This is a genomic window from Pseudoalteromonas sp. SCSIO 43201 (assembly GCF_023716725.1).
Lineage (GTDB): Bacteria > Pseudomonadota > Gammaproteobacteria > Enterobacterales > Alteromonadaceae > Pseudoalteromonas > Pseudoalteromonas peptidolytica.
In genome coordinates this window covers 2101543-2124732 of record NZ_CP072683.1, presented here as the reverse complement: position 1 = coordinate 2124732, position 23190 = coordinate 2101543, and the positions used below count along the sequence as shown (strand labels likewise).

The following is a 23190-nucleotide window of genomic DNA, read 5'->3' as shown; positions in this document are numbered from 1 at the left end:
TATTTCGCGGTTGTTCGTGATATTTCGCGATTTAATATTTTTTCGATTTTAAAAATTGTTAATAATCAATTATTTATAAACTTTCAGATTGGTCTGAAAGTTGCAATATGAACTTTGTGTATTACCAATGTAGCAAATAACATGAAGTTTGATATCAAAGAAGAAGACATGATCATTAAGCCCTACAAGCAAGAGGGGCCAATTTACGTCAGAGAGCAAAAAGGGTTTTTTCAAAAAATAAGGAGAAACCTAGGTTGGTTCTTAATGTTAACTTTCGTTCTTATTCCTTGGATCCCATATAACGGGCAACAGGCCATATTGCTCGATTTTGGTACTCAGCAGTTTAAGATCTTCGGAGCCACTTTCCTACCACAAGACTTTATGATTTTGGCATGGATTTTCATGGTGGGTGCGTTTGCGCTATTTTTTGTCACAACATGGCTTGGACGCGTTTGGTGCGGCTATACATGCCCACAAACAATTTGGATGCTCATGTTTACTTGGGTTGAACATCGAGTTGAGGGGACTCGCAACCAAAGAATAAAACTTGATAAATCAGATTGGGATAGCAAAAAAATCGCTAAAAAAACGGCTAAGCATGCTATATGGCTGTTCATTTCAGTATTCACTGCCACCTCCTTTATGGCTTACTTTATTCCTGCAAAAGAGCTATATCTGGACATGTTTACATTACAGTGGAGTGGCCTTACCTGCTTTTGGGTATTTTTATTTGCATTTTGTACTTATGGTAATGCGGGCTTTCTGCGTGAAAAAATGTGTACCGTCGCATGTCCATACTCGCGCTTTCAATCCGTTATGTTTGATAAAGATACACTCGTTGTAACTTATGATAGCGGGCGTGGTGAAAACAGAGGTCGTCGTAAACGTAAGGATGATCCAAAGCAAAAGGGGTTAGGTGACTGTGTTGATTGTAACCTGTGTGTTGAAGTTTGCCCCGCTGGTATAGATATTCGTAATGGCTTGCAATATGAATGTATAAACTGTGGGTTGTGTATTGACGCGTGTAATGAAACGATGAATAAATTTGGTTATCAACCAGATCTGATTAAATATCAAAGCGAACACCAGCAAGCAGGTAAAAAATCAAATCCATTTAGGCTAAAAATTGTTGGTTATGGTGCGATCACGGTATTGATCATGGTTACTATGGTAATTTGGGCATTCAATCGTACACCGATAGAAGCATCAGTGATCCGTGACCGTAATGCACTGTACCGTGTTAATTATGAAGGGTTAGTCGAGAACCCTTATACCTTGAGTGTGATAAATAAAACACAGCATGACTTGACGTATACGGTAAGTTTAAAAGGATTGCCAAATGCCAAATTGACCGCACCGATGACAACCCACATTGCTGGTGGAGATATGGCATTGATCCCAGTAACAGTGACAGCTGATGGTTATGACTTAAAAGGTAAGCGGCTCCCAATTCAATTTACGATTGAGTCGCAACAAGATGCAACGATTAGTATTACAAAAGATAGCTATTTTTATAAAAACTAGCACGATTTAATGAATTGAGTACTGATTGTATGAGCTACACAAGCTAGATAGATTTGCGAAGTGTGGCTAATACAATCACTCAAGGTGTTGATTTTCCCTATACCAATTTGACTAATCAGAAATCTAGTTGAGGTGAGTAATCCTATAACCGCCACATAAAAGTCTTGCTATGTCCTTCTTTAGCGAGTGCCTTTAGTGCCAGTTAAGTCAGGTTTACTCTCTTATACTGATGCTGTATTACGCCGAACTGGTATTACACTCCCCCGACGTAATGCGCCCTCTAGTAGGGCGCTTTTTTATATGTGCATAAATGCACATCCAATCGCTAAATATCGCTATTTCTCTTCGTACTATTAGCGTTTACTATGTATGTTATTGAGAATGAGTTTTATTAGCTAAATTATGTTTAAAAATACACGTCAAAGATATGGGGTAATAGCCATCATATTTCATTGGCTCAGTGCTTTTGTAGTATTCGGCATGTTTTGCCTTGGCATATATATGGTAGAGCTAAGCTATTATGATCCATTTTATCGGGATGCGCTGTACATTCATAAAAGCGTTGGCATATTACTGTCCATATTGATACTACTGCGCTTGGTCTGGAAGTTGTTAAATCCCGCGGTTAAACCTTTAAGCGCAGCAACACCTCTACAAAGGCTACAAAACATTCTGGCGGGATGTGTTCATCTAGTTTTGTACTTAGGTTTAGTTACTTTATTTTTATCTGGATACCTGATCTCGACCTCTGATGGCAGAAGTATAGAGGTGTTTGGTTGGTTTTCCGTCGCAAGTGCGGGTGAGCTATTTGATCGTCAAAGCGATATAGCGGGCACTATTCACTTATACGTTGCGTGGGGGCTAATAGCTGTCGTTTTAATCCACATCTTAGGCGCCTTAAAGCATCATTTTATAAACAAAGATCAGACCTTAGCGCGCATGATTAAGGTTATGACTCCAAAAAAACATGAGGAATAACACATGAAAACACCATATTTAGCTGCTGGTATTGCAGCTTTGACAATGGCCGTGAGTGCCAGTGCTGCTGATTATACTATTGATACCAAGGGCGCACATGCGTTTGTTAATTTCAAGATTAAGCATTTGGGATATAGTTGGTTACATGGTCGTTTTAACAACTTTGAGGGGGAGTTTAGTTATGATGCCAAAAACCCAAATACCTCAAAGATAAATGTAGTTATTGATACAGCCTCTATTGACTCAAATCATGCAGAGCGTGATAAACACCTACGAGGCAGTGATTTTTTAAACGTGAAAGCACATCCAAAGGCCATATTTAAAAGTGAGTCCATCACGTTTAGTGACCAAACACACGCAAACGTTGTTGGCACTTTTACATTAAATGGGGTGACCAAAGAGATAGCTTTTGACGTTAAAAAAGTAGGAGAGGGTCAAGATCCATGGGGAGGCTATCGAGTTGGTTTTGAAGGCGAAACACAGCTAAAACTTGCAGATTACGGCATTGACTATGATTTGGGGCCAGCTTCCACACACGTGACTATTGGACTGCATTTGGAGGGGATCCGCAAATAATACGAACTAAGAGCTAGTCTTATTTAATTCATTTGTAATGATGTCATAAACCGCTTTGCTATCTACGCTAAGCGGTTTTCACTTATTAAAAACACTTGCCAATTGAGGTCTAAATTGCTCGGGTAGCCAGCGAGACATTGTCAATCTGTAGCGCTCGTCTTTATGGACATTCCCTAAAGCCAAACTAATTGCCGCGGCATCTTCTTGACCTTTCGCATTTTTACTGCACCCAGCAAATCCTGTTGTTATTTGAGACGTAAGGTCAAGCCTAACCTGAGTTAACTCATCAAGTTTGTCTACATGTAATTTATGATAGTAATGCTCACTTGGATAACCCAATATCACATCAACGCGCTTTTTAATTAACATGACCGTTAAGCTCGCCAGAGCATCACGCCCTGGTCTTATTGACACTTGTTTATTGGGTAAATTAGTAAGCAATGTGTCGAGCTCATCACCAAATGAGCGGTTAGCCGCAATGCCTACATTTAGCTTATGCTTTGTCACCAGTGAAGCGAGGTTGATGGCCTTATCTTTAACACCTAGAGCGTGAGCGACATCTTTGCGCAGCGCAACTGATGTTGACAATCCGATGGTCGAATACTCGTCACTGAATGCGATGTGCTGCTGACGATCTGCGGTTTTATACAAAGAGATGACACAATACTGGTTATTAACATTTGATAATTCGTGTATCGCTCTTGAAGCGGGATATAACTTATAGTTGAAGGTATAGTCAGGCATATATTGTTGAATGAGTTGAATTAGTAATTCATCTCTTCCTTGGCCTTCTAATCGATCGGCAAGGATATAATAAGGCGCAAAGTCGATGACTATCCATGTAATTTGCTTAGCATGACTCATACTGACATATGTTATTGTGAGAAAAAACAATATGATTTTAATCAAACTTTAAAGCCCTTAACGCGCATATACTAAGCTTAGCATCACCTGCGTTATTGATGATTAAATTAATGTATATTTAATTTGTATTTAATGTTTACAGTAGGGAGGGGTGTGCTAGTTTTAAATAAAGTCTTAGTTTTGGGAAAATAGACGTTTTAGAATGGTTGTAGCAAGTAGCCGAACTCTTTTGAAAATGTTTAGCGCTAACATGTCCTATTGTGTACATGACCTATTTTACTGTTCTGATTTATAAAGCATATTATACCAAGCTAAGATAGTATCTCGTTTTTATAATCGTTTTTTAGTTAGCTAATGGGAGTGTGCTTTTGTAGCGAGCCTACTATGGCGCAACACGGGCTATTTAAGTAAACCATTTCTGCATACTGCAAGCTAATTTGACGATCATGAGACCAAAAAGGTAAGGAAGCCAGTCAAACCAATAACGATAAATTATTATAAGGAAAATCTATGACTATTCTGATTGTAACCGACATATTTGGCCACACAGAGCATGTTAATCGGTTTGCTAATAGCCTTGGTAGAGATGTAAAGGTACTTTCACCTTATGTTGAGGAGCCAACGAATGTCACAGAGGCTGAATGCTATCAATTTTTTTTAGCTCAATGTGGCCATCAACGTTTTGCCGAAAAAGTCGTCGCAGCTATTGATGCTCTCAATCCAAAATTAATTATCGGCTTTAGTGCAGGCGGCGCAGCTGCTTGGGTTGCCTTATCTGAATTCAGTAGTGTCAATTCGGTCGAGCATCTGATTGCTTTTTACCCAAGTCAACTGAGAAATCACTTACAGCATAAGCCTAATTGTGATGTTTCTATATTCTTTGCCCAAGTTGAACCACATTTTGATGTTGAGCCTGTTATTGATACGCTTCGGTGTAAAAAGGGAGTAAGTTGCGTGAGGACAAGATATTTACATGGTTTTATGAATAAGCTATCTACTAACTTTGATTCTTACGCATATTCTCATTATCAATATTTTTGCCAAAGGGAAGGACGGGTTAGCTCAACCCCAGTGTTGGCTGAACCTGTTACTTTGTAGTCAGCTGGAAGACTGGGGAGTTAACACCCTCACAGTAGCCAACTTTATGCTACCTGGACTTGAAGCATAGGTGATTTGGAACTAAACCTGACACTAGTTATATGTTTTTCTTGATTATATTAAAGGAGTGTAAGATGTATCCAGAGTTACCAGACTATCGACATTTTTATAGTAATCCTATTGCAAAGCCTCCTTGTCGAATGCTTAATGCGCAAATGTATGGCTTTTTTGTTGAAGGTGAAAAAGCAAAAATTCAGGCTTATATCGATAGCACATTAAATACAGTGCCAAGTAGTGATTTCACATTCAAGGCACTAACTAATTGGTGTTTGCTAACGTTTACTGACATTGAAAATATTGCGTCAAAAGTGGCACCGTTTTCTGATTATGGATATATGCAGGAAACGGATATTATTATTTGGTTACCGATACTCAAGGTCAGTCTTGAGACCCGAAAGGCTGAACACCTTTATTGGTATCCAGCATTTATTGCGGTGAATAACATAAATGCACTTATCAATGGCAGAGAGATTTGGGGTTACAACAAATACTTGTGCCGTTATCGAATGCCTGAGCAATTTGGCAAGCCACTGCACTTTTCTCTTTCTCTAGATACCTTCAAAACATTTAACCCAAGCACCAAGATGGATTGGCATGACTTATTATCAATTTATCCAGAAGATGATGGTGAATCTTGGTTAAAAGAGGTGTTGGAAGTTGGTGACGAAATAGCAACCCTTTTTAAAGCTTCTGTATGTGATTTAGATGTGGATAGCCAATTTTTGAAGCAGTTTCTGTCCGGGTTCACACATCCACAAATGGATCAAATCCTGTTCAAACAAATTCCTGATGGTTATGGTGAAAAAGCCGTGTATTCAGCTGTGGTACACTCACCGTCTGAAGTAAAGAAAATTCATAAAATTGGCTTCATAAAGGATGACCTGCATCTTGATCTTCAACACCTAGATTCATTTCCGTTAAACAAGATGTTTGGCATCCCACTCGGTAAAAGTGAATTAAAACTTCCGTACTATGTAAAAATGGATTTTGATCAAGCGGGTGTAGAGGAGATTGTATCGACGACTTCAGGCATAACAACTCAACGCAGATAATCGAAGCTCAAAAGCGATATACGTCTGTTAAGTGGTCTCTCGGTATTGCTAAGCCTCATTATTGAGTGCATTAAACTAATGTTACGTGAATGGAATAACTATGAACAAACAGAAAGTGGCTATCCTTGGGGGCGGCGTTTCTGCTATGACAGCTGCTGTATATATGACAGAGCAAGAAAACTGGCAAGAACGCTATGACATTACAATATATCAGCAAGGCTGGCGGTTAGGAGGTAAAGGTGCGAGTGGACGCAATCCAAAACATGGTGAGCGCATCGAAGAGCATGGTCTACATGTGTGGTTTGGTGCCTATGTAAATTCGTTTCGAATGATTGAGACTGTGTATGACAAACTAGCTCGCCCAAGTAACAAGCCCATCCACACGTGGGAGCAAGCCTTAAAACCACATAGTTTGGTTGTACTTCAAGAATACATAGATAGGCAGTGGCAGACTTGGTCTGTTGACTTTCCAACTATCCCAGGCAATCCAGCAAACGGTACATTGGATTTACATTTTTGGCAGATTTTAAAACTTCTTGCTGCGTGGCTACATAAATGGGTTGACGATATAGAAGATGAAGTCGTGAAGACACATAAAACAACACAACTCATAACAAGAAAAAATAGAGATAAAAGTTTATTGGCACATTTAGGGCAGGAAGTCAGTAATTTCTTTGATGATATTGAGGACAAAGCGAAGCGTTTGTTTGATGACGCGGAGCAACAAATTCAGGAAGTGCTGTCGACTCCTAAATTATTGATTGCTCAACTAGATGCTTTTTTAACAGTAAGAGGATCAGACCATCGTTTAGGAAACAAGAAAGATCACCTAGTAGTATGGTACATGGTGCGTAAAATTAGGCGTTGGCTGAAATCAGAGGTAAATGACTTAATTGATGATAATCCGATCATAAGACGTTTATATATATGTCTTGACCTAGGTATTGCTATGATTATCGGATTATTGCGCGATAAAGTGTATTCCAGAGGCTTTGGATACATTGATAAATATGATTTTAAACAATGGCTCAGGCGTAATGGTGCTAATGAAACACTGTCTGTAGAGTCCGCTCCGGTAAGGGGATTCTATGACCTCGTGTTTGGCTACGAGGATGGTGACTTTGAAAAGCCCAATGTTGAAGCTGGAGTCGCTTCTCTTGCTATGCTGAGAATTATGCTGTGTTACCGCGGCGGTGTGATGTGGAAAATGCAGGCTGGTATGGGAGATATTATCTTTGCACCCATATACGAATTATTAAAAGCAAGAGGAGTAAAATTCGAATTTTTCAACCAAGTTGAAGCGCTCAAAGGCGTGACTTGCGGTGAAAGCAATTATGTTGATGAAATCACTATTATTGAACAGGTAAAATTAAATTCAGCGCAGTCATATTCTCCATTAATGCCTGTGAAAGACTTGCCATGTTGGCCAAGCGAACCGATTTGGGGGCAAATTGACCAACAGCAAGTTGAATTGATCCAACAGCATGAGGTGAACTTGGAATCTTATTGGTCCAATTGGGAGTCGATATACCAACACACATTTGGACAGCCACTTCCGCGGAAAACGCTAAAGCGTGCTGTAGATTTTGATTTAGTTATTTTTGGAATATCTGTGGCTGGACTTTCGCCACTTTGTGAAAATTTATTGGATCAAGATGAAAAGTTAAAGCAACAAGCAACAAATGTTAAAACAGTAGCCACGCAAGCGATGCAGCTATGGTTGACTAAAACAGACAGTGAATTGGGTTTTCATGACCCTTCACAAAGCGATGAAAGGCCAATTTTGAGTGCTTTCTCGAAGCCTTTTGATACATGGGCTGCGATGTCTAATTTACTTGAAGTTGAGGATTGGCAAGACCAAAAGCCGAGGAATATAGCTTACTTTTGTAGTGCATTTACCTGTGCCAATTATCCGCCACCATCAGATCATTATTTTCCCGAGCGTATGAAAGCTGAAGTAAAAGAAAACGGTTTAAAGAAGTTAACCAGTCAGATGCAGCCACTTTGGCCAGAAGCTTACCATGGAGATGACTTCGACTGGAACGTGTTGTTTGATAGAGGTAATACTTCTGGCGCGACAAGGTTTGACGCACAATATTGGCGGGTTAATGTAGATCCTAGTGAGCGATATGTATTAAGCGTGGTTGGCAGTAGTAAGTTCCGCCTAGCAACGAATGAGACTGTATTTAGTAATCTTTATCTGACGGGGGATTGGATAAAAACAGGAGTGAATGCTGGGTGTGTAGAGGCCGCTGTAATGGCGGGTATGCAAACGAGTAGAGCAATTACAGGTTATCCAGAGCAAATCAGTGGTGAGCAAGGGTTTGCACCATTTGACTGATATGCGGTGGAAAATGAGACCCATGACCACTCGATATTTCAAATAACGATATTAGTGTGAGGTTTTAACTTTGGTTATCGGGTACGGAAACTACCGTACTTGATACCAAGATGTTGGGGTCGCTGTAAAACTTTTAGATGAGACAGCGCTGGAAGGAGCTATTTAAAAAACAATAACTTAGCTTGTTGCACACCGAGGCTTCTGGTTAATTAAGTGTAATTACTTGGGGGTCGTTTTAATTCAGCTATACTGAAAGTGCAATTGCATGATATAGCTAGGGATTAAAACTATGCCACATTCAAATGTGCTGATGAACACGGTTACTCTTGCGTTACTTTTTGCTATCTCTTCAGAGGTAAGTGCCAAAGCAGAAAATATCGAAATAATCGAAGTCTATGCACAGAAAAGAAAGCAATCCATTAATGATGTTGCGATTGCCGTCAAACCTATTTTTGGCAGTCTAATCAAAGATGCCGCGGTGAAAGACACAACTGAGCTTGGAAGCCTCGTATCTAATGTAAAAATTAGCCAAAACGCGGCAGAGGGTACACCACCTGCGATAAACATAAGAGGGGTGGGGCTGGTTGATTATAACACCGCGAATACTTCTCCCATTGGTTTATATCTTGATGGAATTTCTGTTGGCTCTGCAAATAATCAAATCATTAATCTATTTGATATGGAGCAAATAGAGGTATTGAAAGGGCCACAAGGGACGCTGTTTGGGCGCAACACGACAGGTGGTGCTATTTTGCTAAGGACTAAGCGTCCTGAGGATGGCGATTATGCTTATCTTACCGCCGGGATTGGCTCTGACTCACTTTCAAGTGCCTCGACAGTAATCAATCTGAGTCTTACTAACGATAGTGCGATGAGGTTTGCCGGAAGCCACAAAAAGTACGATTACACCACATACAATCTTGATGATCGCTTTCCTGAAGCTGGTATGGAACAAAATGATGCTCGGTTAAGTTATTTTGGTGAATTTGACGATTTTAGCCTTTTCATAAAGGTTGATTATGGTCATTGGAATGGTTTGGTACAGCCAGTTGGTAACATTGGTATTTACGCAAACCCTGCTGATGGAACGAGATGTGCCTATTCACAGCTTGGCAGCAGTAATTGTGTCGATCTATTTGGCTTTAATAGCGGCAGCGACGATTTTTGGGCTGTAAGAGTGAATAACTATCAGCAACATCACAGCGTGAGCAAAGGGGTCACCGGAGAGTTAACTTATCAACTGGCTGAACAGTCGCAACTTGTATATTTGAGCGCTTTTAATCGGTTGGATCGCATACATGGGTTTAATTGCGATGGTAGTATTTTTTCACTATGCGAGGGAGAGTTAGGGCTAAAAACTGAAAAGTTAACTAATGAACTGCGATATGAGCAAGGCAGTTCACGTGGGTTTTTAACGCTGGGTTTATTTCAACTTGAAGAGCGTATTTACCAAGATAACTACAATGATCTTTTACGCGACTTACGAGGAACCGAAAACGGCTCGAGTGCAGCAACTTTCTACTATGATAACGATATAGAGATCTCCTCGCATGCAATTTTTGGTCAGTATGAGTACAGGCTGAGTGAGAAAACCGCGCTATTATTGGGCTTGAGGTATAGTGATGAAAAAGTCGACTACGATACTTTTTCCTACATGAACATCCCTTTTGGCGACAACACTGCTGGGATCTTAGTTCCTTCATACGACATACAAGGTGAAACATCGGATACCAATCTATCAGGTAAATTCTCCGTGATCCATAAGCTCGAATCAACTAAAAGCTTGTATTATAGCCTTGCAAATGGGGTTAAAAGTGGTGGATACAATGGTGGTTTCTTGGTGTCTCGCTCGGCTGCTTTACGAGCTAGCTACGGACCAGAAAAGCTGATTGCGCATGAGCTGGGCGCAAAGTTAATGTTCGAACCGATTGACCTACGCACTAACTTTGCGGCTTTCTATTATGATTATAAAGATCAACAGGTTTTTATGAATCAAGCTTCAGAGATCCCTGGAGCGCCCCCTTATCAACTATTAAAAAACGTGGGCAAGTCGACTATTTATGGAGTTGAGCTAGAAAACACTTGGGGCGTGTCGAAACAAACTCAGGTTTCACTAGATGTTGGTTATATTCCAGAGGCTAACTTTGAAGAATTTGTGGACCCACTCGGAGTTGCCTTAACAGACAATCGGCTCCCTTTCACATCCAAATGGAATATTGCAGGCCATGCTGAGCATAAATTTAGTTGGAACTCTGTCGGAGTAAAAGCGAGAGTTGGCTTTGATTATCAAAGTGAATACTATTTCGATCAAAATGAGTCGCTATACGCCTCTCAGCCGAGTTATATTCTGTGGAATGCTAATTTACAGTTCAAATATGATAAGTGGCAAGTGGGAGTGTGGGGTAAAAACCTTCTTGATAAAGAATATAGTCATTTAATCTTCGACTTAAGTAGCTTTATAGGCATGCTTGAAGATTTTAAAGGGGAAGGAAGAAGAATTGGACTTGATGTTACCTACCACTTTTAAGTTTTAATTCGTGGAAAAATAGTAATTAGATTTTTGAGGTATAAAATTGCGCAAATTAGGTGAAAAGAAAGCTGCTCATAGAAAAGGGATGCCCGTTAGCATGCGCTTTTTATCTATTTTGCTCTGTATTTTTTGGTTTTCGGGAGCCTGTTTTGCTGATCAAAAATCGTTGACGCTTTCACAACCTTGGCATTATCAAAACCTTCACAATATTGGGCGCATCTATGAGGCAACATCTAGCACCCGGTTTCCTCAGAATTGGGATGAGATACAGACTTGGGAATCCACCCAACAACCCTTTGAGAAAAGAGCTTTATTTTCAGGTCGGTATTTTTTAGTGACTAAAGTGAAGAATCAAAGTCCACTTAGTGAGTTTGTGTTATACCCCTACAACACCGTGCTGAGCAAAATTGAGTCTCGGATATACACGCCCCAATCTGTTATCAGTGTATTTTCCGGCGGTGTGGTCGAAAACGAGTTTGCATTTCACTATGGAAACCAAATTCATCTAGAGCCTAACCAAGAATATTATATTATTACTCTATTTGAGAGCGATTTCTTCTATACACCCGTCAAGCTGACTATTGAGCCGCTCAGGGACTTTGAACGCAAAATCGTATATGAAAACTTAATAATGACACTCTGCTTTGGGGTTGGCATTGTGCTGGGGTTATATAATCTACTTATTTATATCGGATCGAAAGATATTACCCACCTTTATTACGCGCTATTTACTTGTGTTTGGGTGTTTGCATGGAGTCATTTTTTTCACGTACCAGACCAATTGTTTGGGTTTTATTCAGCTAATCTTCATTGGTTGGGCTTTGCACTTGCACCGCTTACTAACGCACTGTTTTACATACACCTATTAAAGCTTAAAGATGCCCATCCAAATTATGTTTCAATTTCAATTTGGTTAGGGGTGATAGCTGCATTGGGTTTACCATTTTGCATTCTTTTTCCAGGGTTTGGCTTTATTTGGGCAACCTTAGTGACTGGTCTTGCAATGTGTTTTGGTTTATTTGTTGGGGTAAAGCGGTGGTCTGAAGGGTTTCAACCCGCACGCTATTTTGTTTTTGCTTATGTTGCTATGGCTGTGCCAAATATGATTGGTAATTTTACTAATCTCAGTTTACTTCCTGAGTCATCAAGCAATTTGTATTTGTATGGGCTGATAGGCTCGGCACTAGATGCACTTTTATTGGCTTTTGCCGTTGCTGATAAATTTAGGATCACCAGTGAGGAGAATATTGAGCTAAACAAAAACCTAGAAGCAAAAGTTCTGAAGCGCACTTATGAGTTAGAACAGGTCGCTGCAGAACTTAGAGATGCGAGTGAGGCAAAAAGCCGTTTTCTGGCAAATATGAGCCATGAAATTAGAACTCCTATGACTTCCATTATAGGTTATGCCGATGGCATTATGCTTGGAGATATAAAACCTCATGAGCGGAATCATGCAATATCAGTTATTTTGCAAAACTCGAGACATGTTTTAGGCTTGATAAATGATATTTTAGACATGTCTAAAATTGAAGCGAATAAACTCGAAGTTGAATTGGTTGAATCTAATCTCTTTCAGGCGATTGCACATGTGGACTCTCTACTGGGTAAGCAGATAAGAGATAAAGGGTTGGAATTTGCACTAAATTATCATTTCCCATTACCTGATTTTGTTGTAATAGACCCCACGCGGTTGCGCCAAATTTTGCTTAATTTAACCTCTAACGCCATGAAGTTTACCACGGTTGGGAAAATCTCAATCGATGTTGCGTGCCAAAATGAAAGGTTACTGATCACGGTGCGTGACACTGGGATAGGAATGACCGCAGATGAACAAAAGGAGTTATTTAGTGCGTTTTACCAAGCTGATTCTTCTACTTCAAGAAAGTATGGAGGAACTGGGCTTGGATTAAACATTTCAAAGAGTCTCGCGAATAAGTTAGATGGAGATATTTTTGTTGAAAGTGAGGTCGGCTCGGGCACAGCATTTACATTGTCGTTAGGGCTATATACGACGGAGAGAACTAGGTGGGTAGAAAGCTTAGCACAAATTGGGGATGTACGGGAGCATATCAAGGTGCCAGAAGAAATTACTCAGGCATTAAAAGGAGAGGTGTTACTCGCGGAGGATAATACCGATAACAGTAAGTTAATCAAACGGATCTTAGAAAGAATGGGATTATCAGTTACTGCTGTGGAAAATGGTCAACTTGCAGTACAAGCGGTGCTGGACAATGAATTTGATCTTATTCTGCTTGATATTCAGATGCCGGTTATGGATGGTGAACAAGCGTTTAGCTTTATTCAAGCGACAGGGTGCAGTACACCAGTGATTGCACTTACCGCCAACACCATGCAGCATGAAATCGATCGTTATTTGAAGTTAGGTTTTAGCGATCACCTTGCAAAGCCAATTGATAGACTTATCTTTAGTCAAAAAATAGCGCACTATCTGGATATTAAAGTAGAAGAAGAGCTTGACCTGCCAGAAGCTGAGTTTAATCAGCTGAAACAACAATATGTATCGGGATTACACGAACAAATCATACAAATTAAGAACCAAGCTAAGTATCAAGATTACGAGGCCTTAGCGAAGACGGTACATGCAATCAAAGGCACGGCTGCCATGTTTGACTGTATTGATATACATAAAATTGCCCATCAACTTGATGAAAAGTTGAAAAATAAACAGTTACAAAATATAGATACCCAGTTACATGATTTGCTAGGTGCGATGACTCGCGCAATTGAATCTGGGAAACAAAAAAGTGAACAAGCGTGAACATGCTAGCGCAGTGGCTGGAGCGCATTTAGCTGAGATGAACTTATGATTGGAAAATCGCGTCTAAGTTTGTAACTGGCATAAAGGTTAGAAAAAATAGTCGTTTTAGATAGCCGATCAAGGTGTGCAATAAATAGTTGAGCACTGTGCCTTTGTCCTGAAGGGTGTGTCATTTTGCAGCAGCGTTGAAATTGTGCAATCAACGTTCTGACAGACTCTGATTTCCCCTTTGTAGATAGAGCCAAATCTGCCTCTATAAAAAAGGCGACTCCACTCCAGTATACTCGCTGCTGCGCGTTCAAAGACCACATGTTTTCGCTGACAGATGATAAAGTGCCTGGTGCCGCCTTGGTATTGTCTCTGCCACGCTTTAATCCCGAGCGTAGTCGTAAGTTAAATTCATCGATGTCAAACACAGCATTGTCAAGCATGATGATATTTTGTAAGTAAGTGGCTAACCCTTCGGCTAGCCAAAAGTCAGGATAATCTAGTAATGGATGATAGAGGTGGGCAACTTCATGATAAATAGTCCAATCTTTAAGTAATACCTCACTAGAAGTGAAACGTTTAACATGTAACTCCACTGAGTCATATTCCCCTCGCTTTATTGCCCCCCAAGGTACTGGCTCGGAAGCTAAGAAAACAGGCTCAACCGTAATGTTGAGTTTGGTTTGCTGCAAAGCGCCCAATGTCTTTTCAGTGGCCTCTATACTGTGCGAAACCCAAGTGTTGATGTGCTTCTGATCTGTATTACTTACCCAGCTTGAATACATTAATTCAATGTGTGTTGCACCTACATTATTTGTAATGCAGGCCAGCGCAAATAAAATATAAAATCTCATGTTTATCGCTTTTTGGTTAGCACTAACGCACAGGTTCACTTGAATAGTTCAGTTGAGATTATCTCAACTGAACTGAACAGTCTATTGTGTAAAACTATACAAAACATCAACCAAGGAAATTTAATGAAATTAGTTATACTCATGGTTAGTACTGCTGCCTTATCAAACCCACTACTTGGGACGTGGGAATTTGTCGAAGGGGAATATGCAACGCCAAATGGCCGTATCACCGCAAAAGCTCCCGAATTAACATCGACCAAACTTATCACAGAAACTCATCATAGTTATATCACTCAAAGTCGAGGCGAGTTTAAGCATGCGGGGGGTGGTAGCTATAAGCTAGAAGGCGATCAATTTATTGAAACGTACGAGTATGGGAATATTCCTTCTTTACTAGGAAGAACTATGTCATTCAACTATAAAGTTGATGGGAAACTGTGGCATCATGAGCTTTATGAAGATGGTAAGTTTGTTGAAAGGGAAGTATGGAAAAAAGTCGATTAATCCCAGCTAAGATGCGTTACATTTGTCACGCATCTTCCAAATTTCAAAATAAGTACACGGATACACCAGCTCCCATGGGCACTCAAGTTTTAATCAAAGTACATGCTTTTGGTGTGAATCGTGCCGATATTCTTCAACGTCAAGGTAAATATCCGCCACCTCAAGGGGATAGCGAAATATTAGGCTTGGAGGCGTCAGGTGTTGTAGTTAAAGTTGCTGATCGGGCACTTGAACACTTGTTGGGGAAAGATGTCTTTTGTTTAACCTCAGGTGGTGCTTATGCAGAATATGTGGTTGCGGAGGCCGCTTTACTTATCCCTGTCCCCTCAGGTATGTGTCATAGCTATAGTGCAGGACTCGCTGAGATATACCTGACGGCATTTGATGCGCTAATAAGAGTAGGCCAATTAAAAGCAGATGATGTGCTGCTTTGCCATGGTGGAGCATCTGGAGTTGGCAGTGCAGCTATTCGGATCGCCAAACATATTGGTGCTACAGTGGTAACTACCCAAAGCAGTGAAGAGAAAGCCCAGTATGCTATCTCCTTAGGTGCAGATCATACGATTAACTATTCTGAGTCTGACTTTGCTGAAGAAATGAAAAGACGTAATTTAAAGGCAAACGTAATACTAGACCCCGTAGCTGGTGATTATCTTAAAGCCAACCTAAAAGTTGCTGCAATGGACTGCCGTTGTATCTTATTGGCAATGCTGGGTGGAAGATACGCAGAGCTAGACTTCGCAAAAGTGTTAGCAAAGAGATTTAATCTACACGGTAGCACACTTCGGAACCGTTCAATCGCATACAAAACAGAATTAGTTGCTAGTTTTACCTCCATGTTTAGCAGTCGACTTGCAGAGCCTGAGATGCAGATCCCGATATACAAAATTCTACACTGGGATGATATTGAACAAGCACATGAGCTTTTAGAGCAAAATCTGAATCGAGGTAAAGTCGTTGTAAGAGTATGCTAATATCAATCAGCTTTTATCGTATAGCCAAAGTGTGGGTTAGTTAACTTGGTAACCGATACCACTGAATAAATTGGTTTCTTAGGTTGCTTGCCCGCCATATTTGGTCCATCTTGGCGGGTAGAGCAAGTAGCGCCAGAAAAAATAAGCAAGTGAGCAGATCCCAATACCAATATGCTAATGTATATGGCTGGCTGAAAGGCTGTAAAAAGTAAATAACAATGGTATGAAAACTAAAGACGGGTAGGGCATGTTGCCCTAAAAAAACTGGATATTTCAACGTAAAGACAAAAGGGACACTACGCATTAACAACATAAAGAGATAGATGACAAGCAATAAGTTGAATTGGTATACGAGCGAAGCGCTACCGCTACCATAGACGTACGGCTGCATTAACTCAGGAGCCGTGTGTTTAATGACGACTATAGTTCCGAGCAACGAAAGTAGAAAAACTTTAATGCCCAAGGGAAAGCTAAACTTTATATTCTTATCATATTTTAAGTAGCTAAGGAGGACACCCATATAAAAATAAATTTGCCATGAAAAGGGGTTAAAGTAGCTAACATTCGTTGATACATCTAAACCTAATAGCTCAAGCAACGGTGTAAACCACTGCATAGTTACAAATTGAGACATCAACCAAATAAAGACGGTGATGGCTGCAACCCTAGTCGCATTCCCTCGTTTGATGGCACTAATAGCAAAAGGAAGTAAGATCATAGGGACTAAATACAATACTAGAATATCGTGGTAGCCCGGTTGCTCTAACAATAGCAAGGCTAAAAAATAGCTCTGCGTGGGGCTGACAAACCAGTTCGCTGCGTTAAAAAATCCTGACCATTGCGATACGTATATCGGAAATATTCCGACTAATGTAAAGGTTAACGTGATAGCTAATATATGAAAGCTATAGATAGTCCAACAACGCTGCCAAATTTTAGTCTTGAGTTTAGCGCTGTCTTCGCTGTATCGTGAGTAAACCAAGTAAGCAATAAAGCCTGACAAGAAAACAAATCCTTCGGCTGCAGACACAAGTCCTAATGGTGCTCGGGTGATCTGCGGAATGAAATTACCATATAAATGATTACAGGTAATAATGATAAGAAGCCAACCCCTTAACCCATCATACACTGTATACCTATCCATTTATTTTTCTTTCCTTGAAGTGCCTAGCGATGTTATATCGACTTCTTAATTAAAAAATTGGTATTACTTTGTTCCTTTTTTAAAAATATTGCTAATGAAATATTTTAATAGACATATATTTTGCAAAAATTTTTATGGAGATAAGGAAGTATTGGATATATTAAGACTTATTGAGTTTTGGTACAACCGAGTGGATTCGAACCACCGACCCCTACCATGTCAAGGTAGTGCTCTAACCAACTGAGCTACGGTTGTACAATTTTTTGAGGTGTTTTTGGTACGACCGAGTGGATTCGAACCACCGACCCCCACCATGTCAAGGTGGTGCTCTAACCAACTGAGCTACGGTCGTACTGACGTTTATCAGGGGAATCCCTGTCAACGCGTTGTAATATATAGTGACTGAGCGGTTGGATCAAGCGCCTTTCCTAATTTTTTGATTGTTTGCCTTTTTTTTGCTCATGATGGTGTTATTTCACACAGTTTATAAAAATTTTGCCACCAAATGACGTGCGCTTTAGCAGAAGCTTTGAGTTCGTCTAAATGCGATTGCAGCATGAGCGGATCAGAAATGCCATGTTTTTCAAACACTATCTGAATAGGTTGCCAGTCTCGGATGAGCTGCTGTGTTATTGATGTTAACATTGCTTGATATGGCTGTATATCGTTCAGGTAGTACTTAGAGAAAACATTACTAATAATGTGTGCCTGTTTTCTGTTACTCCCTTTGCGACACACGCCTTCTTCTAGCTTGAGATTTTTCATTTGTAAAGTGGCAGCGGTATTGAACTGTGTTTGTTTACGTAAACTGGTCAAAAGTGACGATATAAATCGGTGAGATAACGTTTTTAATGCAGGCGTTATGGTGGTTGCTGCAATCTGATCGGGATCATTTATATTGACAGCCACATCAGCGAGTATATTAACAGCCGCTAATGTGTCGCCCATTAGTGCGGTTGGTTCTGGTGGGATCTCTGAGGTAGTTAATAACCCAAGGCTTGCGAGCTCTTTTTCATTAGTCATCATATGTAGAAAAAACAAAGGCAGTTGCGTTCGCTTTTCTGCCAGAGCTTGGATCAAGATTTGGCTGAGTTCTTTCTTGGTTTTGGGATGAGTAATGCAGTCGGGAGCATGCTGAAGGAACTCAATGGTATACTTTAATCGCTCACTCGGATAACTTACTTTCCCTAATTGGTTGTTCTGAGCTGCAATTAAGTTCGTTATTTTACAATGCCCAGTTTGGGCAATATCTAAAACAGAAATGCTCAGCTCGCTTTGCGGCTGAGATACTGTTTGTATGTCAATGTTATGAAGTGGTTGAGGCTTAACCACTTCAATATCACTGGCTGAAGCAAGTCTACTTTGATAATCTGCAAACGTATCCGACGGCTGCTTTGAGCAAGCAGTCACAAGTAATATGATAATTAGACTAAGTATTTGCTTTGCTAATTTCAAAATTCACCCTCTTATTCACGCATGTCACCAGCAACACCGCTGCGGTACTCAACCCGATTATGATACCAATCCAAAACCCTTGTGGCCCCATCGCTGTTGTGATCCAGTCTGTCTTTGCCAATATGTACCCCAGAGAAAATCCAATTAACCAATAAGATATAAATGTTACCCACGATATTGGCTTGGTGTATTTTAATCCCCTTAACACGCCGTTTGCAGAGACTTGTAACGCGTCTGGTAATTGATACAAACAGGCTAAAACCATAATACTGGTCGCAAGAGCAGCAACTTCCTCATTTTTCGTATATAGCCACACAATACTATCTCTACTTATATACGTCACCACCGCGACAAATAGTGCAATTAAGATTGCCAAAGTAAAGGCTGTTTTTATTGCAACTCGAAGGTTGGCTGTTGCTCCTTGTCCAGTTAAATTTCCAATACGTATAGCGATAGCCATAGATAAACTAAGAGGCATCATGAACAACATGGTGGTTACACTTGCTGCAATCTGATGACCGGAGACAGCTATTGAGCCTAAATCCGCAATAAATAAAGGAATACAAGCGAACAGCGTGACCTCAAAAAACGTTGCTAGGGCAATGGGAAAGCCAAGTGCGGCAATATACTTCATGACCGATAGATTTGGCTTGGAAAACCCAGTAATCAGAGCCTTACCTGGAATATGTTTACTTTTTAGGCTGTAAAGCCACTGAACGATTGCCATAGACCACAGCACAATTGTGGTGGCTAAACCACACCCAGCGCTACCGAGGGCTGGCGCGCCAAATTTTCCGTAAATAAATATGTAGTTCGCAATGATGTTGATACCAAGCCCCACGACACTGATATAGAATGCGGGTTTGGTCTGTCCTACACCTTCTGTTACGTTGCGATAAACTGTGAATATTAAAAAGCCTAAGAGTCCCCATTTAACAAAATCGATGTAACCTTGTGCGAGACCTTGCACGTTGTCACTAGCACCGATGTTGCTAAAAACAACTGGCGTATAATTAGCAATTAAGATCCCGATAGAAAACAGCCCTAAAGATAAATACATACTTTGCTGAAAAAACTGTTTTATGCCAGCTTGGTCATTAGCACCATGACAGTGTGCCACTATGCTCGTTAATGCCAGCAAAATACCTTGCAAACTGAATATTAAAGGGTTCCAAACACCCGTCGCTATGGAAAGAGCGGCGAGGTCTTCAGCGCTTACCTGGCCTGCCATCATAGTATCTACAACGGTCATGAGTACTAAAGTTACTTGTGCAAGAAAAACGGGGATAGCCAACTGTAACAAACGTCTAGCTTCCCAAGTTGAGAAATTCATGATGCGGTACTGCTTGAGGAATAAAACGTTATTTTATTTTAGCAAAAGACATATAGCAAAACTTTGCGGTTTAATACATGCGGTTTATATCCGAAGGCTTAATTGTTTTCTAGTCTGGGCTGCGATCCAAGTTAAACTAACTGGAGGTAAAATATCATGTGGATATTGAGTACACCTTTTCAGTTGATTTAGTTACAATCCAGTTTCTGAAATCATGAGGGTAGATATGTTTACTGGAATTGTTCAAACCAAAGCGACAGTTGTATCAGCCAAACGAGAAGAAAACCTAGTCAGGCTAGTGGTGTCTGTTGGCAGCAAATATTTAGATAAACTCACATTAGGTGCAAGTATTGCGATTAATGGATGTTGCCTCACCGTAGTGCACTTTGAACGATTAGACAATGATGTGGTCGGTCAGGTTAGCTTCGATGTGATTGATGAAACGTTAACGTTAACAAACCTAGGCAATATTACGCGAGGAGAGCAGGTTAATTTCGAGCGCTCAATGACATTTGGCACAGAGCTTGGCGGACATATTATCTCAGGGCACATTCAAACTTCTGGCCATATTAGCGTGATTAAACGCAGTGCTGGCAATGTAAAAATGCACATTGCTCTACCGCAAGCATGGCGAAAATATGTTATGTATAAAGGCTTTATTGCAGTAAATGGGGCGAGCCTTACAGTAGGGGAAGTGGACAAACATGGCTTTTGGCTTCACCTAATACCAGAAACATTGGCGCTAACCAATTTAGGTACTTGTAGTGAGAATGATACTGTTAATATTGAGGTCGACCAGCAAACCTACACGATAATAAATACCGTAGAAAATTACATGAAAAAGCAGTCCTTGCTGGAGCATGTTAGCGATTAAATGGTGTCGTGGGTGTTTCGCTTTTTTGACTTTTGCTGACGATACGAAACCAACTAGGCTTTATACTTGTTCAATATCAAGGAATGAATCTGACGCGGATTGCGATAAACATTTATTTAACCAGAAGTTTGGAGAAGGAGTGCTCTACCTCTTTACTGTCAGGGCACAACTTGCTTTACCTTCTTATCTAGCCCGAGAGTTTTAGGGAAAGCTGTATTGTCGACAAGACTTTCTCGCTTCAAAAAAGAAATCTTAAGCAAGCGAGTCCGTATCTTTGAGCCTACACTTTAAGTTACTCAGAATATTTGCTCATCGTCGCTATCAACTCTTAACTCAAGTTTGTTATGCAAATGATCGAGATGCATATTTAGATGTATTGGGCTACAGCATGCTGCGCAGTCCTCATAGTAGTCTTGATCACCTTCACTGGTATCTAGGCTAACGAAAATATGGTGCCCGCAGTGCGGGCATTCGATACGTTGCTGGTATAGATTTTTCATTGGCCCCCCACAAATATTGGCCAAGATGTACTCCGACTAATTATAGTTCATTATGACGAAAATATGGCAATTACTTGAGTATTGCATTTACCTGCTCTGCGGCATCCCGTAGGTATTTGCCAGCAAATAGGTTAGCTTGAACTAACAGCGGGTATAGCCTATAAATTGCTAACCTTTGCGACGCATTGTCAGCAAGTGGGTAGATTGAACTATAACCTTGATAAAATGCCTCTGGGAGTGGGGCAAATAAAGAAGCCGTAGCGATATCGATCTCCCTATCCCCATAATAGCAAGCCGGTGAAAATAACACTGGCTTGCGCTCACTGAAACCAATGTTGCCATGCCAAAAGTTACCATGAACCAATGAGGGCGCGACATGATGTGGCAATAACGGTTTGAGGTGCTCTACAAACGTATCTATATCGGTCAATACAACGCCTTTTTCAGCGAGTAATTGAAGCTGCCAGCCGATTCTTTCCTCGGCGAAAAATACTTCCCATTTTTTGTGCCACTGATTTGGTTGAGGTAGCTCATGGATATAGTTATCTTCTTCCAGTCCATACATCTCTTGCTCGTGACGTTGATGCAGTTTTGCTAGGTTTTCACCGCATTCAAGCCAATTTTCGTTACGATGATCAAGTTCTAGCCACTCTAATACCAAAAAGCAAAATTCTACACTGGTACCGAGGGTAATGGTGTCTGCGATTAAAAAGTCCGAATCGCGAATGAGCTTCTCTCTGTTGTTTACTTCACACTCAAAACGCTCAAGCGCTTGTATGGGAGCCACCTTCACCAGAAATTGATGATGCTGGTTAGAAATTTTGTATAGCTTTTTAGAGCCATAGCTTTTAAGTGTCTGTTTTGAAGACAGTTCAAATGTTTCATGAAGAGATTCAGAGATTTGTTGGTTGACCTTGTTCCACATAAGTAAGATCCAACAGAGCCACTTAGTTTAAAATATGGTTGAAATTCTCAAGATCACAAATACTTGAGGCTTTTTTATAAAAAAAATAGAATATCGGTCAAGCGATTTTATCCAAAGGAAGTACATTGAATAAAAATATCATTACCAATTTGACTGCGGCGGTCATCACAGTATGCGGCCTGGTGTGGCAGCAGGATGTGGTGTTTTCAATAGGGCTATTTGCGTTATCAGGAGCGATGACAAATTGGTTGGCGATACATATGTTATTCGAAAAGGTACCATTCCTATACGGATCGGGGATTATCACGATAAAGTTTGAGTCGTTTAAAGCATCTATTCGAGAACTTATTTTGAGTGAGTTTTTCAGCAAAGAAAAGTTAGAAAAATTTTTAAGTAATGAACATCCCAAATTCGATTTAACTCCAATAGCGAACAAAGTTGACCTAAACCCTGCATTCGACAGATTACTCAACGTGATAGAGGCCTCTCAATTTGGTGCAATGTTACAGATGTTCGGTGGTACAGAAGCCGTCCAGCCACTGAGGGAACCATTTATTGAGAAAATGCGCGTCGCTATTATTGAGCTTGGTGAACAACCCGAGTTTGACGCTGCTGTTAGCGAAGCCTTGAGTGCTGGACTAATGGGAGATGACATTCACAAGACGATTGAAACGGCAGTAGATGAACGACTGAACGAACTGACTCCTAAGATGGTAAAGGAGATTATACAAAATATGATTAAAACACACTTAGGCTGGCTCGTAGTTTGGGGTGGTGTTTTCGGTGGATCGTTTGGTTTACTAACAGCGTTAGTTTGACCTATTCAATGGGTTAATG

Annotated in this window: 19 protein-coding genes and 2 tRNA genes; 12 read left to right on the top strand and 9 right to left on the bottom strand. The window is 40.4% G+C overall.

Annotated elements, in window-relative coordinates; all coding sequences use genetic code 11:
- The first annotated feature begins 141 nt into the window (after positions 1–141).
- From ccoG to J8Z24_RS09135, 3 genes are all read left to right on the top strand, one after another.
- On the top strand, positions 142–1524 hold the full coding sequence (gene ccoG / locus J8Z24_RS09145; protein WP_176032387.1) for a cytochrome c oxidase accessory protein CcoG: 1383 nt from the start codon (positions 142–144) through the stop codon (positions 1522–1524).
- Between the two features lie 402 nt (positions 1525–1926).
- The gene (locus J8Z24_RS09140) at positions 1927–2502 is read left to right on the top strand and encodes a cytochrome b (protein WP_125252690.1); all 576 of its coding nucleotides are present in this window, start codon (positions 1927–1929) and stop codon (positions 2500–2502) included.
- Between the two features lie 3 nt (positions 2503–2505).
- The gene (locus J8Z24_RS09135) at positions 2506–3078 is read left to right on the top strand and encodes a YceI family protein (RefSeq protein WP_125252691.1); all 573 of its coding nucleotides are present in this window, start codon (positions 2506–2508) and stop codon (positions 3076–3078) included.
- 78 nt (positions 3079–3156) lie between these two features.
- Here J8Z24_RS09135 and J8Z24_RS09130 read toward each other — a convergent pair whose 3' ends face one another.
- Entirely contained in the window at positions 3157–3942 is a 786-nt protein-coding gene (locus J8Z24_RS09130) for a transporter substrate-binding domain-containing protein (RefSeq protein WP_147389902.1), read from the bottom strand.
- A gap of 510 nt (positions 3943–4452) precedes the next feature.
- Here J8Z24_RS09130 and J8Z24_RS09125 point away from each other — a divergent pair.
- The 5 genes from J8Z24_RS09125 to J8Z24_RS09105 all read left to right on the top strand — a co-directional run bounded on the left by J8Z24_RS09125 (position 4453) and on the right by J8Z24_RS09105 (position 13802).
- Positions 4453–5040: a dienelactone hydrolase family protein gene (locus J8Z24_RS09125; protein ID WP_147389901.1), complete on the top strand. Its 588-nt coding sequence runs from the start codon at positions 4453–4455 to the stop codon at positions 5038–5040.
- A gap of 134 nt (positions 5041–5174) precedes the next feature.
- Entirely contained in the window at positions 5175–6152 is a 978-nt protein-coding gene (locus J8Z24_RS09120) for an acetoacetate decarboxylase family protein (RefSeq protein WP_125252694.1), read from the top strand.
- A gap of 100 nt (positions 6153–6252) precedes the next feature.
- Positions 6253–8493, top strand: a complete 2241-nt coding sequence (locus J8Z24_RS09115; RefSeq protein ID WP_252094554.1) for an NAD(P)-binding protein — start codon at positions 6253–6255, stop codon at positions 8491–8493.
- A gap of 289 nt (positions 8494–8782) precedes the next feature.
- Positions 8783–11020, top strand: coding sequence for a TonB-dependent receptor (locus J8Z24_RS09110; protein WP_252094553.1), 2238 nt, complete (start codon positions 8783–8785; stop codon positions 11018–11020).
- Between the two features lie 88 nt (positions 11021–11108).
- A complete protein-coding gene (locus J8Z24_RS09105) occupies positions 11109–13802 on the top strand; it encodes an ATP-binding protein (protein ID WP_444428304.1) in 2694 nt (897 codons plus the stop codon).
- Between the two features lie 5 nt (positions 13803–13807).
- On the opposite strand, the gene J8Z24_RS09100 is transcribed toward J8Z24_RS09105, so the two are convergent.
- Positions 13808–14644: a hypothetical protein gene (locus J8Z24_RS09100; protein WP_252094552.1), complete on the bottom strand. Its 837-nt coding sequence runs from the start codon at positions 14642–14644 to the stop codon at positions 13808–13810.
- Between the two features lie 123 nt (positions 14645–14767).
- On the opposite strand from J8Z24_RS09100, the gene J8Z24_RS09095 reads away from it, so the two are divergent.
- Positions 14768–15148 carry a hypothetical protein gene (locus J8Z24_RS09095; protein ID WP_252094551.1) on the top strand — a complete coding sequence of 127 codons (381 nt, stop codon included), beginning with the start codon at positions 14768–14770 and terminating at the stop codon, positions 15146–15148.
- Positions 15130–16122 (top strand): NAD(P)H-quinone oxidoreductase, encoded by a 993-nt coding sequence (locus tag J8Z24_RS09090; protein ID WP_176032390.1) that lies wholly within the window; start codon positions 15130–15132, stop codon positions 16120–16122. The genes J8Z24_RS09095 and J8Z24_RS09090 overlap by 19 nt, the downstream gene beginning before the upstream one ends.
- Positions 16123–16162: 40 nt before the next feature.
- Here J8Z24_RS09090 and opgC read toward each other — a convergent pair whose 3' ends face one another.
- The 5 genes from opgC to J8Z24_RS09065 form a co-directional block, all read right to left on the bottom strand.
- Entirely contained in the window at positions 16163–17266 is a 1104-nt protein-coding gene (gene opgC / locus J8Z24_RS09085) for an OpgC domain-containing protein (RefSeq protein WP_176032391.1), read from the bottom strand.
- Between the two features lie 178 nt (positions 17267–17444).
- Positions 17445–17521: transfer RNA gene (locus J8Z24_RS09080), tRNA-Val, on the bottom strand.
- Positions 17522–17541: 20 nt separating this feature from the next.
- Positions 17542–17618: transfer RNA gene (locus tag J8Z24_RS09075), tRNA-Val, on the bottom strand.
- 107 nt (positions 17619–17725) lie between these two features.
- Complete coding sequence (locus J8Z24_RS09070) at positions 17726–18721, bottom strand: DUF3080 family protein (protein WP_176032392.1); 996 nt, start codon at positions 18719–18721, stop codon at positions 17726–17728.
- Positions 18696–20054, bottom strand: a complete 1359-nt coding sequence (locus J8Z24_RS09065) for an MATE family efflux transporter (RefSeq protein ID WP_252094550.1) — start codon at positions 20052–20054, stop codon at positions 18696–18698. The genes J8Z24_RS09070 and J8Z24_RS09065 overlap by 26 nt, the downstream gene beginning before the upstream one ends.
- 226 nt (positions 20055–20280) lie before the next feature.
- On the opposite strand from J8Z24_RS09065, the gene J8Z24_RS09060 reads away from it, so the two are divergent.
- The gene (locus J8Z24_RS09060) at positions 20281–20928 is read left to right on the top strand and encodes a riboflavin synthase subunit alpha (protein ID WP_176032394.1); all 648 of its coding nucleotides are present in this window, start codon (positions 20281–20283) and stop codon (positions 20926–20928) included.
- Positions 20929–21224: 296 nt separating this feature from the next.
- Here the strand turns inward: J8Z24_RS09060 and J8Z24_RS09055 are convergent, their stop codons facing one another.
- Positions 21225–21428 carry a CPXCG motif-containing cysteine-rich protein gene (locus J8Z24_RS09055; RefSeq protein WP_125252704.1) on the bottom strand — a complete coding sequence of 68 codons (204 nt, stop codon included), beginning with the start codon at positions 21426–21428 and terminating at the stop codon, positions 21225–21227.
- A gap of 70 nt (positions 21429–21498) precedes the next feature.
- Entirely contained in the window at positions 21499–22353 is an 855-nt protein-coding gene (locus J8Z24_RS09050) for a fructosamine kinase family protein (RefSeq protein ID WP_147389891.1), read from the bottom strand.
- A gap of 125 nt (positions 22354–22478) precedes the next feature.
- On the opposite strand from J8Z24_RS09050, the gene J8Z24_RS09045 reads away from it, so the two are divergent.
- On the top strand, positions 22479–23171 hold the full coding sequence (locus tag J8Z24_RS09045) for a DUF445 domain-containing protein (RefSeq protein ID WP_147389890.1): 693 nt from the start codon (positions 22479–22481) through the stop codon (positions 23169–23171).
- Positions 23172–23190: the final 19 nt, after the last annotated feature.

What these genes read in the sequence shown, in the direction of transcription:
- ccoG (WP_176032387.1), top strand. Translation starts at nt 142, where the DNA reads ATGAAGTTTGATATCAAAGAAGAAGACATGATCATTAAGCCCTACAAG.
- J8Z24_RS09140 (WP_125252690.1), top strand. Translation starts at nt 1,927, where the DNA reads ATGTTTAAAAATACACGTCAAAGATATGGGGTAATAGCCATCATATTT.
- J8Z24_RS09135 (WP_125252691.1), top strand. Translation starts at nt 2,506, where the DNA reads ATGAAAACACCATATTTAGCTGCTGGTATTGCAGCTTTGACAATGGCC.
- J8Z24_RS09130 (WP_147389902.1), bottom strand. Translation starts at nt 3,942, where the DNA reads ATGAGTCATGCTAAGCAAATTACATGGATAGTCATCGACTTTGCGCCT.
- J8Z24_RS09125 (WP_147389901.1), top strand. Translation starts at nt 4,453, where the DNA reads ATGACTATTCTGATTGTAACCGACATATTTGGCCACACAGAGCATGTT.
- J8Z24_RS09120 (WP_125252694.1), top strand. Translation starts at nt 5,175, where the DNA reads ATGTATCCAGAGTTACCAGACTATCGACATTTTTATAGTAATCCTATT.
- J8Z24_RS09115 (WP_252094554.1), top strand. Translation starts at nt 6,253, where the DNA reads ATGAACAAACAGAAAGTGGCTATCCTTGGGGGCGGCGTTTCTGCTATG.
- J8Z24_RS09110 (WP_252094553.1), top strand. Translation starts at nt 8,783, where the DNA reads ATGCCACATTCAAATGTGCTGATGAACACGGTTACTCTTGCGTTACTT.
- J8Z24_RS09105 (WP_444428304.1), top strand. Translation starts at nt 11,109, where the DNA reads ATGCCCGTTAGCATGCGCTTTTTATCTATTTTGCTCTGTATTTTTTGG.
- J8Z24_RS09100 (WP_252094552.1), bottom strand. Translation starts at nt 14,644, where the DNA reads ATGAGATTTTATATTTTATTTGCGCTGGCCTGCATTACAAATAATGTA.
- J8Z24_RS09095 (WP_252094551.1), top strand. Translation starts at nt 14,768, where the DNA reads ATGAAATTAGTTATACTCATGGTTAGTACTGCTGCCTTATCAAACCCA.
- J8Z24_RS09090 (WP_176032390.1), top strand. Translation starts at nt 15,130, where the DNA reads ATGGAAAAAAGTCGATTAATCCCAGCTAAGATGCGTTACATTTGTCAC.
- opgC (WP_176032391.1), bottom strand. Translation starts at nt 17,266, where the DNA reads ATGGATAGGTATACAGTGTATGATGGGTTAAGGGGTTGGCTTCTTATC.
- J8Z24_RS09065 (WP_252094550.1), bottom strand. Translation starts at nt 20,054, where the DNA reads ATGAATTTCTCAACTTGGGAAGCTAGACGTTTGTTACAGTTGGCTATC.
- J8Z24_RS09060 (WP_176032394.1), top strand. Translation starts at nt 20,281, where the DNA reads ATGTTTACTGGAATTGTTCAAACCAAAGCGACAGTTGTATCAGCCAAA.
- J8Z24_RS09055 (WP_125252704.1), bottom strand. Translation starts at nt 21,428, where the DNA reads ATGAAAAATCTATACCAGCAACGTATCGAATGCCCGCACTGCGGGCAC.
- J8Z24_RS09050 (WP_147389891.1), bottom strand. Translation starts at nt 22,353, where the DNA reads ATGTGGAACAAGGTCAACCAACAAATCTCTGAATCTCTTCATGAAACA.